This is a genomic window from Pandoraea captiosa, assembly GCF_902459775.1.
Taxonomy (GTDB): domain Bacteria; phylum Pseudomonadota; class Gammaproteobacteria; order Burkholderiales; family Burkholderiaceae; genus Pandoraea; species Pandoraea captiosa.
Genome location: NZ_CABPSQ010000001.1, coordinates 146,383 through 163,003, shown reverse-complemented (window position 1 = coordinate 163,003; position 16,621 = coordinate 146,383). Strand labels below are relative to the sequence as shown.

General features: G+C 63.9%; 12 protein-coding genes. 4 read left to right on the top strand and 8 right to left on the bottom strand.

The features are described 5' to 3' along the window. Positions 1–69: 69 nt before the first annotated feature. The 3 genes from PCA31118_RS00805 to PCA31118_RS00795 form a co-directional block, all read right to left on the bottom strand. Positions 70–1,683 carry an ABC transporter substrate-binding protein gene (locus PCA31118_RS00805; protein ID WP_150623617.1) on the bottom strand — a complete coding sequence of 538 codons (1,614 nt, stop codon included), beginning with the start codon at positions 1,681–1,683 and terminating at the stop codon, positions 70–72. Between the two features lie 171 nt (positions 1,684–1,854). Beyond that, the gene (locus PCA31118_RS00800; protein ID WP_150622119.1) at positions 1,855–2,706 is read right to left on the bottom strand and encodes a 4'-phosphopantetheinyl transferase family protein; all 852 of its coding nucleotides are present in this window, start codon (positions 2,704–2,706) and stop codon (positions 1,855–1,857) included. Positions 2,707–3,164: 458 nt separating this feature from the next. After that, a complete protein-coding gene (locus tag PCA31118_RS00795) occupies positions 3,165–4,130 on the bottom strand; it encodes an IclR family transcriptional regulator (RefSeq protein WP_246189996.1) in 966 nt (321 codons plus the stop codon). Between the two features lie 359 nt (positions 4,131–4,489). Here PCA31118_RS00795 and PCA31118_RS00790 point away from each other — a divergent pair, with 359 nt between their 5' ends. After that, a complete protein-coding gene (locus tag PCA31118_RS00790) occupies positions 4,490–6,868 on the top strand; it encodes a cytochrome P450/oxidoreductase (protein ID WP_174990284.1) in 2,379 nt (792 codons plus the stop codon). 141 nt (positions 6,869–7,009) lie between these two features. On the opposite strand, the gene PCA31118_RS00785 is transcribed toward PCA31118_RS00790, so the two are convergent. Together PCA31118_RS00785 and PCA31118_RS00780 are read right to left on the bottom strand one after the other, a co-directional pair. After that, a complete protein-coding gene (locus PCA31118_RS00785; RefSeq protein WP_150622117.1) occupies positions 7,010–8,224 on the bottom strand; it encodes a Bcr/CflA family multidrug efflux MFS transporter in 1,215 nt (404 codons plus the stop codon). A gap of 203 nt (positions 8,225–8,427) precedes the next feature. Then, the gene (locus PCA31118_RS00780; protein WP_150622116.1) at positions 8,428–9,783 is read right to left on the bottom strand and encodes an MFS transporter; all 1,356 of its coding nucleotides are present in this window, start codon (positions 9,781–9,783) and stop codon (positions 8,428–8,430) included. Between the two features lie 725 nt (positions 9,784–10,508). Here PCA31118_RS00780 and PCA31118_RS27465 point away from each other — a divergent pair. Further along, positions 10,509–11,180, top strand: a complete 672-nt coding sequence (locus PCA31118_RS27465; protein ID WP_150622114.1) for a hypothetical protein — start codon at positions 10,509–10,511, stop codon at positions 11,178–11,180. 100 nt (positions 11,181–11,280) lie between these two features. Here the strand turns inward: PCA31118_RS27465 and PCA31118_RS00770 are convergent, their stop codons facing one another. Further along, positions 11,281–11,547 carry a hypothetical protein gene (locus PCA31118_RS00770; protein WP_150622112.1) on the bottom strand — a complete coding sequence of 89 codons (267 nt, stop codon included), beginning with the start codon at positions 11,545–11,547 and terminating at the stop codon, positions 11,281–11,283. Between the two features lie 241 nt (positions 11,548–11,788). Continuing rightward, positions 11,789–13,381 (bottom strand): EAL domain-containing protein, encoded by a 1,593-nt coding sequence (locus tag PCA31118_RS00765; RefSeq protein ID WP_150622110.1) that lies wholly within the window; start codon positions 13,379–13,381, stop codon positions 11,789–11,791. Positions 13,382–13,546: 165 nt separating this feature from the next. Here PCA31118_RS00765 and PCA31118_RS00760 point away from each other — a divergent pair, with 165 nt between their 5' ends. Beyond that, the gene (locus PCA31118_RS00760; protein WP_150622108.1) at positions 13,547–13,864 is read left to right on the top strand and encodes a hypothetical protein; all 318 of its coding nucleotides are present in this window, start codon (positions 13,547–13,549) and stop codon (positions 13,862–13,864) included. On the opposite strand, the gene PCA31118_RS00755 is transcribed toward PCA31118_RS00760, so the two are convergent. After that, entirely contained in the window at positions 13,858–14,766 is a 909-nt protein-coding gene (locus PCA31118_RS00755; protein ID WP_150622106.1) for a LysR substrate-binding domain-containing protein, read from the bottom strand. The genes PCA31118_RS00760 and PCA31118_RS00755 overlap by 7 nt on opposite strands. Before the next feature lie 195 nt (positions 14,767–14,961). Between PCA31118_RS00755 and scpC the strand changes: the two genes are divergently transcribed. Further along, positions 14,962–16,458, top strand: a complete 1,497-nt coding sequence (gene scpC, locus PCA31118_RS00750; protein ID WP_150622104.1) for a succinyl-CoA:acetate CoA-transferase ScpC — start codon at positions 14,962–14,964, stop codon at positions 16,456–16,458. Positions 16,459–16,621: the final 163 nt, after the last annotated feature.

Sequence of the window (16,621 nt, the reverse complement as noted above, 5' to 3'; positions counted from 1 at the left end):
CGTGACGGGCATGGCTTTTTGTCATTCGGACAGCGTGGTGCTGTGCCGCGGCGCTTGCGTCACAACGAACTACTTCACACCGACCTTCGAGAAGTCCTGACGACCGAACGGGCTGACCTGATAGCCCGTCACATCGGCACGCGTGATGACCGAGGCGATCGGATGCGCCAGCGGAATCCACAGCGCCTCGTCCTTGATCGTCTTCTGTGCGGCCTGATACTTCGCCGTGCGCGCGGCGATGTCATGCGTGCGCTTGCCGTCGCTGATCAGCTTGTCGAGGTTGGCGTCGCAAAAGCGCGCGAAGTTCGTGCCGGACGTGACTGCCGCGCAACTGAATTGCGGCGTGAGGAAGTTGTCAGGATCGCCGTTATCGCCCGACCAGCCCATGAACAGCAGATCGTGCTCGCCCGCCTTGCCGCGACGAATCAGCTCGCCCCACTCCACCGTCTTGATCTGCGCCTTCACACCGATCTTCGCCAGATCGCTTTGCAGCATCTCGGCGCCCACGCGCGGATTCGGATTGAGCAGGCTGCCGGCCGGACGCGTCCAGATCGTCGTCTCGAAGCCTTGCGGGAACCCGGCATCGGCCAGCAGTTTCTTTGCCTTGTCGATGTTATGCGGATAGTCCGCGACATTCTTTGCGTAGCTCCAGGTGTTGGGCGGATACACGTTGACCGCCGGTGTCGCAGTGCCTTCGAATACCTGCTTCACATAGCTCGGCTTGTCGAACGCGAGGTTCAGCGCCTGACGCACGCGCACGTCATTTAACGGCTTGTGCTGCGTGTTGATGGCCACGAACGCGGTCATGAACGCAGGCGTCTCGACCACCTTGAGCGCCTTGTCGCCACGTGCGGCCTGCACGTCGAGCGGCTTGGGCGACAGCGCAATCTGGCACTCGCCGACCTTGACCTTCTGCGCACGCACTGCGGCGTCCGGCACGATGGTATAGATCAGGCGGTCGGCCACCGGCGCGCCGCCGAAGTACGACTTGTTCGCGTCGAAACGCACGACGCTGTCCTTCTGATAGCTGCGAAAGACGAACGGTCCCGTACCGATCGGGCGCGCATTGAGTTCATCCGTCTTGTTCGCGGCGACCAGCTTGTCCGCATATTCCGCCGAATAGATCGACGCGAAGGCCATCGACAGCATCGACAGGAACACGGCGTCCGGCTCGGCGAGCGTGAAGCGCACGGTGTTGTCGTCGACCTTCTGCACCGACTTGATCAGCTTGCCCAGCGAGAGCGACTGCGCGTGCGGGAACCCCGACGGCGTGAGCTTGTGCCACGGCGCGTTGTCGTTGAGCATGCGATCGAACGTGAAGACCACGTCGTCGGCGTTGAACGCGCGCGTCGGCTTGAAGAGATCGTTGCTGTGGAAACTGACGTTCGGGCGCAGCGTGAACGTGTAGGTCAGACCGTCCGGACTGACCTCCCATCGGGTCGCCAGGCTCGGCACGACCTTGGCCTGCGCCGCGTCGAACTCCACCAGACGGTTGAACACCGGGTCGGCAGACGCGTTGGTGGTAGTGAGCGAGTTGTAACGCACCACGTCAAACCCTTCCGGGCTGGCTTCGGTGCAAACGGTGAGCGGCTTGGCCTGGGCCGCGAGCGGAACCAGCGGCAGGGCGAGCGCAGTAAGTGCGGCGGCGAGAGTGTGACGCGAGGCAAGCGAGCGACGGCGCATGAGCTTCTTCTCCAGGAAGTCGATGACGGGTGGGATGGGTGGGATGGCTGCTGACATGGCTGCTGACGAAACAACGGGCCAGAATAGCGCAAATTCGCCCCGCCCGCCTTTACGCCGCAGCATATGCATATATGCGCAGTGCCAAATGTTGCCAAATGCCGAAAGCGAACGTCAGTTCTGCCAACCGAACGCGCGCATCCGATGGACGATGCTGTCGCGCGCCACCACAACGGTCAGTCGCGAACTGACGGACATATCGTAGAGATAGCGCGTGCGCCCCGCGTACGGCACGCTCACGTAAGGATGCGCGAGGAGCGGCACGTCCGCGCCGCAGGCCAGCGCGTCGCCTTCGCCAGCCAGCCGTGCAAGACATAGCCGATGCGCCGCGTCGCGCGCGACGGCAAAGGGATCGGCCGCGCCCAGCGATGCACTGAGCGATGCACCGCGGGAGGCGCCGGAATGCGCGAGCGCGGATACACCATCGTCCGGCCCGACCGGCGTGGGGGCGTGCGCAGCCAGCGCGACCGGCCCCTGCCCCATGGCGACGAAAAGCCACAGGCCGGCGTGCGCCATGTCGATCCAGACCTTGCCGTGCGGACCGTCACAGGCCAGCGATGCGACGCCCGGCGTCGCGACCGGCACCGGCGCCTGCGCGGGCGTGCAGCGGAACCAGCGGCCGAATATCCAGCGCAGCGCAATGCGCTCCGAGAGGAAGCGGTGGCGCATCTGCGTACGGGGCAAGCGTCTGGCCAGCGCGTGTTCCGCAGCGCTGAGCCAGGTCGCGCCGTCGTCCGGCCCGCCCGCCGCCGCACCCGTCGCGCCGAAGGGACGCCCGGCCAGCAGGAAGCGCCACAGCCAGAGTTCGTCGCTGCCGCATTGCGGCGACGGCAAAGCCGTAGCGCGATCCCGACCGGCGTCCTGCCGGGTCGCATCGATGTCGCTGCTCGCCAGCGCGCGGTTCTGCGCGCCTCCCGTGAGCTTGCGGTCGCCCTGTCCAAACAGCCCAAGCGGCACGTAAGTCATGGAAGGTGTCGGAATCGATGCGACGCGCGGTGTCGAATCGACCGTTCGTTTCAACATCAACAATTACGACCTCCACGAACATGACCGCCGCCGACGCCGCTCGCTACACGTAACCACATCGCGTCACAACATCGCGTAGCCACACCGCAACGACGTCACTACGTGGTCACACACGGATTCGCGCACGGGTGCGTGCACGGGTGCGTGCACGGGTGCGTGCACGGGGTTCATGCACTTGGCCGCGCCATTGGCGATCATTCATTTGATAATGAGAATCATTATCAAATGATAACACAAGCGTCTACGCTAAAGGAGTGACAAATGCATGGGAAATGGCTTGTTTGCGCGAGATGACGGCGAAGCCCGGACCAGGCCGCCCTCAGCCGCGGACGCGGCTGAGGCCTACCGTCAGCAGATTGGGAAATGTCTGCCCGCCGGGTGAATCGCCGGATGAATCGTCATGCGTCCGCAGGCAGCGGCGCACGGTAACCCAGAGCGTAGCTTGCCGCCATCGCTTCGCGACGCACGGCTTCCCCGATGGGGCTGTCCATGCGCGCGTCGAAACCGCCGGTCGCACCGAGCGCCGTAATGACACCGACGAGCCGCCCGTCGTAATTGAACACAGGCGCGGCAATTGCGCTGATGCCGGTCAGGTTGGTGTCGCGCACGCAAGCCCCCTGCGCGGTGCGCACCGATGCTCGCAGCGCGCCGATCGGGTCGGCGGCGTCGAGTTGCGCGCGGTGCTCAGGGCTTGCCTGCGTCCACTCGCTCTCGGCCATGGCCAGCACTTGCGGATCGTCCAGCAGCCCGAGGAATACGCGACCGGCAGCGGACCAGAGCACGGACATCACGGACCCGATCCTCACGTTGATCGTGACCGGCAGACCCGGTTCTTCGAAACGCACGATGGTCGGGCCCTTGTTGCCCATGACGGCGATGAAGCACGTGACGTCGAACGCCTCGCGCAAACGCACCAGCGCCGGCTCCGCTGCGCGCACCGGGTCGGCCTGCCGCATGGCGGCAACGCCGATGAGCATCGCTTCGAGGCCAAGGTAGTAGTGTTGCGAGTCGGCGTCCTGCGCCACGAGGCCCTCTTCCACAAGACTCATCAGATAGCGGTGAACCTTGGCAGGGCTCTGCTGCACGTGCAGTGCGAGCGCAGTCAGGCTCGCGCGTCCGCCGAGCCGGGCCAGTCCTTTGAGCACCACCATGCCGGTCTCGGCCGACTGCACGCGCTGCCGGCGGCCGCGCTCGCGGGGCGCGTCGATGGTTTCGAGGGCATCGGTGCCATCGACGACGGCTCCGGTGGCATCGGCGGCTTCGATCGCGTACTCATGGGCAGCCGCGCCGGGGGCGCCCGGCGTGCGGGAAAGCGTCGCCGCGCTTCGCGGGCGGCCTGCGGTGGGTCGTTTGCTTGTCGTCATCGGCGAGATTTTAAGATGCAAATCGGCATCGCCCCGTGGCGACACGTCTAGAGGTTAACCCCAGTCTACGAATTTACGCAATGCGTATTATATTTACGCTTAACAGACATCATGAATGTGAGAGCGCTTTGGGCTAACACTCGCCATCGCGTCACATCACATCGAACCGAGGAGACGTCCCGCCCGACGTTGGGGGCCATCGCCGGATATCGTCCGACGCGCGCTACCCGGATGGCAACGCTCCTCTACACTTGATTCATGATGTGCACCGCCCGGGTTCGGCGAATCCTGCCATGGCCGTCGGTGCGTCAACATAGATAAGCACACAGATCAGCAAACAAGCCTCAGAGAGCGAGCGGATGAGCCAGTCGACTTCCCCCACCCCGAACACCGCGGCCGCCGCCGGCTGCCCGTTTCATCAGATGGCGGCGCAGAACGCAGCCGAAACGTCCACTGAGAAGGCGCCGAACGGCTGCCCTGTCAGCGCGCGCGCAGCCGAGTTCGATCCGTTCGAAGACGGGTATCAGCAAGATCCCCCGGAGTACGTTCGCTGGGCGCGTGAGCAAGAACCGGTGTTCTACAGCCCGAAGCTGGGCTACTGGGTCGTGACGCGCTATGACGACATCAAGGCCATCTTCCGCGACAACATCACGTTCAGTCCGTCGATTGCGCTCGAGAAGATTACCCCCACAGGGCCGGAAGCCAATGCCGTGCTCGCTTCGTACGGCTTCGCACTGAACCGCACGCTGGTCAACGAAGACGAACCGGCGCACATGCCGCGCCGTCGCGTGTTGATGGAGCCGTTCACGCCCGAGCATCTCAAGCACCACGAACCGCTGGTGCGCCAGTTGGCGCGGGAATACGTCGACCGTTTCGTCAACGACGGCCGCGCCGATCTCGTCGACCAGATGCTGTGGGAAGTCCCCCTGACCGTGGCGCTGCACTTCCTCGGCGTCCCCGAGGAGGACATGGACAAGCTGCGCGAATACTCGATTGCGCACACCGTGAACACGTGGGGACGACCGAAGCCCGAGGAGCAGGTGGCCGTGGCGCACGCCGTGGGCAATTTCTGGCAACTTGCGGGCAAGATTCTCGACAAGATGCGGCAGAACCCGGATGGTCCGGGCTGGATGCAATACGGCATTCGCAAGCAAAAGGAGTACCCCGAAGTCGTCACCGACTCGTACCTGCACTCGATGATGATGGCGGGTATCGTCGCCGCACACGAGACGACCGCCAATGCCACGGCCAATGCGATGAAGCTGCTGCTCTCGCACCCCGACGTGTGGCGCGAGATCTGCGAAGACCCGTCGTTGATCCCGAACGCCGTCGAAGAGTGTCTGCGTCATAACGGCTCGGTAGCAGCGTGGCGACGTCTCGCAACGAAAGACGTCAACATCGGCGGCATCGAGATCGCGGCCGGATCGAAGCTGCTGATCGTGACGTCGTCCGCCAATCACGACGAAGGGCATTTCGCCGACGCCGATCTGTTCGACATCCGCCGTGAGAACGCCAGCGATCAGCTGACGTTCGGCTACGGCTCGCATCAGTGCATGGGCAAGAATCTCGCCCGCATGGAGATGCAGATCTTCCTTGAAGAGTTCACGCGCCGCCTGCCGCACATGAAGCTGGCGGAGCAGAAGTTCACGTACGTGCCGAATACGTCGTTCCGGGGGCCGGAGCATCTCTTCGTCGAATGGGATCCGGCGCAGAATCCGGAGCGTCGCGATCCGGGCGTGCTCACGCGTCATGCGCCGGTGCGCATCGGCGAGCCGTCGGGGCACAGTGTCACGCGCCCCGTGGTGGTCGAGTCCGTGACGCCGGTCGCGCAGGGCATCGTCAAGCTTCGGCTGGTCGCCCCGGACGGTCGCGCGATGCCGCGCTGGGCGCCGGGTTCGCACATCGATATCGAGTGTGGCGAGACGGGGTTGTCGCGTCAGTACTCCTTGTGCGGCGATCCGGCGGACGCCGGCGCGCTGGAAATTGCCGTGCTGCACGAGCCGGAGGGTCGCGGCGGTTCGAACTGGGTGCACACGCAGTTGCGCGTGGGCGATCGCCTGCGCATTCGCGGGCCGCGCAATCACTTCCGTCTGGACGAAACCACGCCGCGCGCGATTTTCGTCGCCGGCGGCATCGGCGTGACGCCGATTGCGGCGATGGCGCGTCGGGCCAAAGCGCTGGGCATGGATTACGAGGTTCACTACAGCGGTCGCAGCCGTCGCACGATGGCGCTGATCGACGAGCTCCAGGCGCTGCACGGCGAGCGTCTGCGTCTGTGGATCAAGGACGAGGGGCAGCGCGCCGACTACGCGAGCCTGTTGGCGACGCCGCAAACCGGCACGCAGGTGTACGCGTGCGGCCCGGTGCGCATGCTCGACGCCCTGGCGCAATGCTGCGCGCAGTGGCCCGAAGACACGCTTCGCGTGGAACATTTCCAGTCGCAGCTCGGCACGCTCGATCCGGAGAAGGAGCATGCGTTCGAAGTCGTACTCAAGGACTCGGGCATTACGGTAACGGTACCGGCAGACCGGACGCTGCTCACGGCGTTGCGCGCCGCGAACATCGACGTGCAGAGCGACTGCGAGGAAGGGCTGTGCGGCTCGTGTGAAGTGCAGGTGCTCGAAGGCGACGTGGACCACCGCGACGTGGTCCTCACGCGCGCCGAGCGCGATGCCAATACGAAGATGATGTCGTGCTGCTCACGCGCCTGCGGCAAGAAGCTGGTGTTGGCGTTGTAAGGCGCGACGTACGAAAGCACGTTTGCTGAATCAGAAAGGGGCGCTGCGGCGCCCCTTCTTGTGTTTTCGGTCTTTGCTCGCGCGTCGGCAATTGCGACCGTCTGACGACGGGCCGTTGGCTCGTCATGCCGGATCGATCGCTTAACGCGCGCCTTGCGGCGCCCGCAACATCGTGACCAGCGCCACGAACGCCAGGACGGCGAAACCGCACATGACCGTCACGAGCGGGCGCGGCGAACCGTCGTTGAGCAGACCGAGCAATCCCCCCGCCGCGAATCCGAAGCCATATTGCACGCTGCCCACGAGCGCCGCCGCAGCACCTGCGCGCGTCGGATGATTCGCCAGCGCCCCGGCCACCGAATTCGCCGTGATGATGCCGCGCAGGGACATGAACAGGAACAGCATCACGACCATCAGCGGCAGCAATGCAAAGCCGAGCCACACCGTCGCGCACAACACTGTCGTGACGATCGCGCATCCGACGATACCCGTTCGCATGAGCCGGTAAGGCCCGATCTGCCCGACACGGCGCGAGTTGAACATCGTCATGGCCGCCATGCCCACGATGTTGATGCCGAACAGCACGCCGAAGAACTGCGGCGAGACGTGGAAGTACTCCATGTACACGAGCGGCGTGCCGGTAATGTAGGTGAACGACGCACCGAACACGGCCCCGCCCGCGACCATGTAGCCCACGAAATGCGGGTCGCGCAGCAACTGCCAGTACGACCCCAGAATCGCACGCGGGCCGCCCGCCTGACGGCCATTCATCGCGCCCGTCTCCGGCAAGCGCCACAACGCCAGCAACGCCACGACACCGAACACCGCCAGAATGCCGAAGATCACGCGCCATGTCGTAAACCGCAGCATCTGCCCGCCCACCAGCGGTGCGACGATCGGCGCCACGCTCATGACCAGCAGCATGATCGAGAACGCGCGGGCGCTGTTGCGCGGGCCATAGACGTCGCGCACGATGGCCTGCGCGATCACCGGCATCGCACATCCGCCGAGCGCCTGCACGAATCGCCACATCATCATGTGGTCGATGCTGTCGGCGAACGCACAGCCGATGCTGCCGAAGACGTACAACACGATACCGGCGGCCATCGGCTTGCGACGCCCGAACCGGTCGGCGAGTGGCCCCCAGAACAGTTGCCCGAAGGCGAAGCCGAGGAAGAAGTACGACAGCGTCAGTTGCGTGGCCGCAGCACTCGCGCCCAGTTCGTGGCGCATGGTGGGCAGCCCGGGCAAGTACATGTCGGTGGACGCCGGCGCGATCATCATGAACAGACCGAGAATGCCAAGCAGCACTCGTTCGGAAGGCAAGGCGGGAGAGAGTTCGGACGTCGTGGTCATTTATCGTTCTGATTTTTCGGTGCGAATCCTGCCGCGTCGCGCGAAGCACCGCAAAAAACGACGACGCCCGCCATGATAACGCTGGCGGGCGTCGTATTTTCATACTCGATGGTTATCGCAAACCTAACCGCTGCTTATGCCGTGATTGACCGCCGGCGGATGCACCGATTTGTCATGCGCCGATATCCATCGTCATGCGGCCATCAGCTCGCCGTGGCGGCGCGCAGATTGCCACCGTCACCGCGCTGCGTGCGGGCAATGGCCAGCACACCGATCAGCGAGACGCATGCCGGCACGGCTGCGGCCAGAAACAACGACGACGATGACCATTGCAGATGCATCAGTGCGCCACCCAGCACCGGCCCGAGCACGGAACCGATGCGCCCGATACCGAGGCTCCAGCCGATGCCCGTCGAGCGCAACGACGTCGGATAGTAGGTCGCGGCCAGGGCGTTGAGCGCCGGCTGACCGCCGATGATCGAGAAGCCTGCGAAGAAGATCGCGATGAACACCGCCACCATCGAGACCATCACCACCGGGTTGCCGATGGTCGCCGTTGCCGCAATCGCGATCAGGAACGTGACGGCCAGCACACTCGTGAAGCCCACACGGTCGATCACGCGGCCGAGCAGCAGCGTGCCGATCACGCCGCCCGCCCACAATGCGGTGCCCGCCATCACGGCCACTTGCGTGGAATAACCGGCGTCGCGAATCACCGTCGGCAGCCAGTTCGACAGGAAGTACATGTCGAGCAGATTGGCGAAGTTGATGACCCACAGCAACAGCGTCACGCGCGCGCGGCCGTCCTTGAAGAGTTCGATGAACGGCACGCCCTTGGCCTTTTGCTCATCGAGCACGAAGCGGGCATCTGCCGGCACGTTGGCAAGCGGCGCCACACGCAGCAATTGCTTGCGAATGCGCGAGGTGTCGCTCTTCTTGAACATGAGGAACTGGATCGATTCGGGCAGCGAGAGCCACATCAGCACGCCCAGCACCAGCGGAATGGCGCCGCCGATGTAGAACACTGCGCGCCAGCCGAGGCTCGGGATGATGGCGGCGGTAATAAGCCCGCCCACCACGCCGCCCAGCGTGAAGCCGCAGGACACGATCATCATGAGCGAGACGCGAATGCGACGCGGACTGTATTCACCGGCGAGGGCCATGGCGTTGGGCATGATGCAGCCCAGCCCCAGACCGGCAGCAAAGCGCCAGACGACCAGTTCCGTGATCGTGTTCGCAAAACCGGTGACGATCATGCACACCGAAAAGAACAGCGTGGCGCCGATCAGCACCGGACGGCGCCCCAGTTTGTCTGCGAGGGCGGAGAACGTGAGCGAGCCGACCAGCATGCCGAACAGCCCGGCGCCGAAGACCGGCGAGAGCGTTTCCTTGGCAATGCCCCACTCGCGAATGACCACCGGGGCCACATAGCCCATGGCCTGAACGTCGAAACCGTCGACCACCAGGCACATCGCACACAATGCGATCACCCACCACTGATAGGCGCCCAGACGACTCTCGTCGATCAGTGCACCCACATTCACTTCTGCTGCTTTCATGCTGTCTCCAAACGTTCTCGCAACTTCGTGGTATTGCGTTCCGGTCGAGGCGCCGGTTTGTCGTGACGTTGCCTCGCAGGCGCCGCGTCGCCCCGGTTCGGGCGGCGCAGCATTCGATGCCGAGGGCCGTCGCACGAACAGCGTGGCGAATCCCGGCACTAAATTACGCTTTGCGGAAGTTTATATCTCCCAACGTAAATCAATGCTCAGTGTAAACACTTAGACGCGCGAGCGATTCCCATGGATTGGCTGGACCGTGGGAACGCCGTCGATTCCCGACCCGACGCGGGAATCTCACCCTGCCTTGGCAAACGTCACGTCACTTTGTGGTTTTTCTCCATACCGGTCATGGGACGATGCCTTGGATGTGTGCCGTTCGGCCCTGCGGGGCGGGGAATCGGGCGATTACCCCATCAAAAAGCGGCGAATTGTCGCAGATGTGGTTTTTCTACAGATTTTTTTGACAAAGGTTTACCCGTCTAGGGATTTCCCTGATATAGTTGCACCTGTCTCCTCCACCTCCTCCTGGTGGATTTCACGGCCAGCAACGCGCTGGCCGTTTTTTTTGCCTGTCGAAAACGCGAAGGCCAGGCGATGGCCTGGGCTGAGCATCGCCAGGCATTCCCGTGCATCCGCCCGAGCATTAACGTGACGTAAGGAAGTCCTGCGGGTGTCGCGCGAGTCGCCATGCGGAAGATGGCATCGCCTGAGCTACACTCGACGCCATGAAAATCGCGCCGCTCACCACCCTGCTTTGTGTTTTGCCGCTCGCCGGCTGTTATGTCGTGCAGTACCCGGGCGGCGCGCTCACGCTCTCGCCAACGCCCGCTGCACCGCAGGCGATGCGCGCCGCGCCGGGTTCGGTCGGCAGTGCGGACAGTTCGGCGCCGACGCTCACGCCGATTCCAACACCGAATGTCGCGGCCACGCCGGTCCGCCCGGCAGCGCCGCGGTCTTCACCGCCCTCGCCACCGTACCCCGGTAACTCTCCCGTGCCACCCGACTTCCAGCCGGGCAATGGCTCGCCGGTCCCACCGGATTACCGCCCGTCGGCGCCACCTGCCGGAACGTCCCCTTCCGGCTATCCGACCTACCCGAACGGCTCCCCCGTTCCGCCGGACTATGTGCCGTCGCGCACCTCGCAAAATCCGGCAGGCGGCCCCGCCTATCAGGGTTCGGCTTCGGGTTTGCCAACTTACGCCGCTTACCCCACTTACCCCACTTACCCCACTTACCCCGCATATCCCGCATATCCCGTGTACGCGGCATATCCCGTGTACGCGCCGATCTACCCGGCATTCGCGCCGTCGCCGTGGCTCGGCAACGTGTCGTTCTCCGTGTCGTGGGGGCGGGGCTGGGGCGGGTGGGGAGGTCGTTGCTGCGGCCGCTGGCGCTAACGGGCATTCAGGGCGCGTGTTCGATGCGAGCGGTGCCATCGGAACCTGTGGCATCCGCGGCGTGCGAAGGTGACGAGCGCCGGACAAGGCGCTCGGTAATTCAGTGCGACGTCTGACTTTCTTTCGCGACGCGATCCTCGATGCGTAACTCGATACGTTTTCGAATCTGGGCGGCAGCCGAGGACGCACAATCGGCGTCGATGCTCGAGAACTCGCAACGGCCGATGTAGGCACCCTCGCAGTAGGCGTCGACGGCGCCATCGAAGCGCTTGTCGGCGCGCGGCGTAATCGCGCCCGCCAGGTCGAACGGACGTCCCGGTGGCGTATGACTGACGTAACGCCAGCTGAATTTGTACGAATCTGTCATAAGTCCCCTTTCTTTCAAACGCCAGCTACGGGTCCGCGAAAACCCGATGCTGTTTTTTGGAGGAATCGTAACATGTTCACGAATTCCGACTCCCGTTCGAAAAAAAAAGCGGCTCGCCAGGGCGGCGAGCCGGACAGTCCGTGGAGGTCGGGGGCACATCAGGACCACGGTGATTTCACTGTAGTCCCGAATCGTTGTCGTTATTCTCGGTAATTTGCCTGATGCGACGGCAGGAATACACCTACCCCTGCGCGTGCGCTGCGGCAGTCGCGGCGTCGCCCCTCGCAACATCGACCCCGGGCATCAGATCCTCGGCGGCCACTGCTTTGCCGAAAAGCCAGCCCTGCCCGATGGCGTCGGGATGAATCGTGAGCATGTAGTCGGCCTGCGCCTGCGTCTCCAGGCCTTCGACGATGACGTCCACGTGAAGCAGGGTCGCCATCTTGCAGATCTGATCGACGATCGCGCTACCCACGGTGTCTTTTCCGATGGCCTGCGTGAACATGCGGTCGATCTTGAGGGCGTCGACATTGAGCGTCGACAGATACGCGAGGTTGGAAAAACCCGTCCCGAAATCGTCGATGTGAATCTGATAGCCGTCCACCCGCAGACGGTCGAGTGCTTCGCGCAGCCGGGTCATGTTGTCCGTGGAGCGCTCCGTGACTTCCAGTGCGATCTGCGCCCGAGGCACGCGCAGCGACGCCGCAATGTGATTCAGGTACGTATGAAAGGTCTGATCGACGACATCCGTGGCCGCAAGATTGATGCTGACGTGGAACTCCGGATCGGCCAGCACGCGCGCGTGCATTTCGACCAGCGCCTTGCGGGCGACCTGGCGGGTGATCAGCCCGATCACGCCGCGACGCTCGGCAATGGGGATGAAGATGTCGGGCGAAATCGGATTACCGGCGCTGTCGTTCAGGCGGGCGAGCGCTTCGACACCGATCATCTTGCCGTCGCGCAAACGGACCAGCGGCTGATACACGAGATGAATACCGCCCGATTCCGCTGCCTGCTGCGTGACCCAGTCGATCGACATGCGATAGCGGCGACGCGAGCGCCACGACTGCCCTACCGCCCCACCGACCACGGCACCGATCGAAAGCGCCATGAACAGTCCCCATGGGTTGGTCAGAATGCGTGAGGAGGTATAAATGGCCGAAGCGCAGACATCAACACTGTCCGAGCAAAGCGCGAACTGACGTAAGGGTCCGATGTCGAGCCAGCGAGACGTCTTCCCCAACATGATGCGCTGCTGGTCCTCGAACTTGCCCGCGCGCCAGAACTGGAAGCGCATGTCGCTCGTGGACGCCACCGACGCAAACCCGGCGCCCGGCATGCTCAGACGCGCCGGCAGCACCGGCGGGCTGAAGACCACCACGTCTCCAAGACCAATGGCATTGACCTGCACGCCCGGCGTCACGATGCCCGTGATCGTGTGCCAGAGCTTCACGCCCGTTCGCGTCTCATGACTGGGCGGGGGCAACGCCGGCTCCGGATCGAACCGCCCGACCACCGCGGAACATAGCAGGCGGGAATCGTGAACGCGGGCGATGTCGTGAAAGTAAGGGCTGCGCATGGCGACGCGGCGCAGCGCGAGAATGTCCGCGTCGGTACATGGCACGGCGCCGCTGTACATCGCGTCGTGTAATGCGCTACGGCTCGAGAGCGACGCATCGCCCATGAAACCCATGATGTCCTGCACGTAGGCACGCAGACGAAAGTCATCCACGCGTGTTTGCGCGATCTGCCCTATGAACAACATGACCAGCATGCCCGCGATAGCGCCGATGAGCACTGGCAACCAGCGGGTCAGCCTTCTGAGCGTTTGCATGGGAAGTGGTGTCCACGGTGGTGCCCCGTGGCGGGGCGTGAGCGCAGTGTAGCGCACTCGACATGCCCGACGAGGGCCTGCGGGTCGCCGTGTGCGGAAGTGGGACGATTTGGGGTCGACGCCGAGATATTTTGCCGACTTCCGCACTCTCCCCACGATCTCGCCATGGCCCTCAAATTTCGCAATCCGGCGAACGCAGACGTCATCGAGATTTCGTACCTGTCCTGCATTGCGGCATTTTTCCTCGGGCCGCTCTACCTGCTCGCTTATGGATTTGCGTGGCACGCCCTGCTCTGGGCACTGCTCGCCATTGGCCCGGCGCTCATCTGGAAAGAGTCGCTGCTGGCGCTCTCGCTGCCCGCAACGTGCCTGTTATATGCGGTGATGATCCATCCGTTGCTCACCGGCAGGCTGCGCGCCAACGGCTGGGAGCCCACCGGGGACGATGCCCTGCCCGGCCCGCGTCAACGCGGCTATCACTGATCCGTCGGCGCCCCGTGCGAGGGCATCATCGCAATGAAACGGTCGAGCGCGGCCGAGCCGTGATCCGCGCGATATGCGAGACTGATCGGCGCTAACGGCATCTCGCCCTGCGGCGCGTCGATTGGCCAGAACCCCATGCCAGGGGTACGGATCTGGCTGACGGACGCCGGCACCAGCGACACCCCGAATCCCGCCGCGACCATCGGCACGATGGACGTGATTTGCGGCGCTTCCTGTCCCAGCTTCGGTCGAAAGCCCGCCGCCTCGCAGGCGGCGATCGTGCGGTCGTACAACGCGGGACTGATGTCGCGCGGCAGCAGAATGAACTCGTCGTGCGCCAGCGCCGCCAGCGGCACCCGCTCGCGTGAGCACATCGGGTGCCCCAACGGCAGGACCAGCACCATGGGTTCATCGACGACCAAGACACTGACGATGCCCTCGGGCACTTCGAACGGCGTGCGGATGAACGCCGCATCGACCGACTCCTCGGCGAGGGCCGTCAACAGACTTGCGGTGTTGCTCTGCTGCGGATGGAGTTGCACCTCCGGATACCGCGCCCGGAAGTCGCGAATCCAGGCGGGAATGCACGGCTCGAAATACGTCGCGCCGGCAAAGCCGATACGGATATGCCCCGCCTCGCCGCGCGAAATCTGCTGCATGCGGCGCTTGGTGCGCGCGACACGCTCCAGAATTTGCCGCGCTTCCGGCAAGAACGCCTCGCCCAGTTCCGTCAACACCACGTCTCGCGGCAGGCGTACGAACAACGGCCCGCCCAGTTCCGCTTCGAGCTGCCGGATCTGCAAGCTCAACGGGGGCTGCTGGATCCCCACACGCGCTGCGGCACGCGTGAAATGACGTTCTTCCGCGACAGCAATGAAATATTGCAGATGTCGCAATTCCATCGGTACGCCTCCGTCAGCCCGCTGCTACCGGGCTCTCCGATATTGATACATAAAAAATATGAAAACAACTTGTTCAATATATTGGAAATGTGACCGATGGGTCAATACACTTCGAGTCAAGCGCAAACCGGCTCATCCATAGCGGGGGCGCCAAGAATTCAAGAGATTCGAAGAAGAGAGACGAGGAGCCTCACGATGTATGAAGACCGCATCCGCCTGGCGTCGCTGCGCGACCGGGTGATGAGCGCTGACGACGCCGCCAGGCTCGTGAGCGACGGCATGGTGGTCGGCATGAGCGGATTCACCCGTGCCGGCGACGCCAAGGACATGCCGATTGCGCTGGCCAGGCGCGCGAAAGCCAACCCGATGAAAATCACGCTGATTACCGGGGCATCGCTGGGGCACGATTCCGACAAGACGCTCACGGAAGCCGGCGTACTCGCCAAGCGCTTGCCGTTCCAGGTCGACACCACCTTGCGCAGCGCGATCAATCGCGGCGAAGTGATGTTCGTCGACCAGCACTTGTCCGAGACGGTCGAATTCCTGCGCACCGGTCAGTTCGGCAAGCTGGACGTGGCTGTGATCGAAGCGGTCGCCATCACGGAAGACGGGGGCCTCGTGCCGAGCTCGTCAGTCGGCAATTCGGCGAGCTTTGCGATCCTCGCAGAAAAGGTGATCGTGGAAATCAACCTCGCGCAGCCTCTCGCTTTCGAAGGCATGCACGACATCTGGATTCCGGGGCAACGCCCGCACCGCGCGCCGCTGCCGATCGTGGACGTGCGCGACCGCGTCGGCACGAACGTCGTGAAGATTGCGCCGGAGAAGATCGCAGCCATCGTCATCACGGATACGCCGGATAGCGCGTCCAATGCGCTGCCGCCCGACGCCGACACGCAACGCATTGCCGGGCACCTGATCGAATTCTTCCAGCACGAAGTCTCGCGCGGTCGGCTGCCGCGCGCGCTGCCCGCAATTCAGTCGGGCATCGGCACCATCGCCAACGCCGTGCTCACGGGCTTCATCGAATCGCCATTCGAAGACCTGACGATGTACTCGGAGGTGCTTCAGGACTCGACCTTCGATCTGATGGACGCCGGCAAGATGGTATTCGCCTCGGGTTCGTCGATCACCGTATCGCAGGCCGTGCAGGACCGCGTATTCAAGCATCTGGAGCGTTATCGCGACAAGCTGGTGCTGCGTCCTCAGGAAGTCAGCAACCATCCGGAAGTCATCCGGCGTTTGGGGCTGATTGCGCTGAACACCGCCCTTGAGGTCGACATCTACGGCAACGTGAACTCGACGCACGTCGGCGGGACGCACATGATGAACGGCATTGGCGGATCGGGCGACTTCGCCCGCAACGCCCGCATGGCGATCTTCGCCACCAAGTCCATCGCCAAGGACGGCAAGATTTCGAGCATCGTGCCGATGGTGCCGCACGTCGACCATAACGAGCACGACGTCGACATCATCGTGACCGAACAGGGCCTGGCCGATCTGCGAACGCTTGCACCGCGCGAGCGGGTGAATCTCGTCATCGACAACTGCGCACATCCGAGCTACCGCGACTTGCTGCGCGAGTACTACCGCGACGCCCAGCGCTACGGCGGTCAAACGCCGCACGCGCTGGAGCGCGCTTTCGACCTGCACGTCAATTTGCGCGAGCGCGGCTCGATGCTGTTGGGTAAGTGAGGTAACCGACATCGGCGCCGCACGCCATCGCCGGGGGGCGGGCGAGCGGACGCCGATTGGCCGGCACCGACGCACGCCGTCGGTGCCGAGAAGAACGTGAGACGCATGCGGTCTCATGGGCCGAACGCTGGTGAGAGCGTTGCGGCATTCGCGGCTCGCCGGC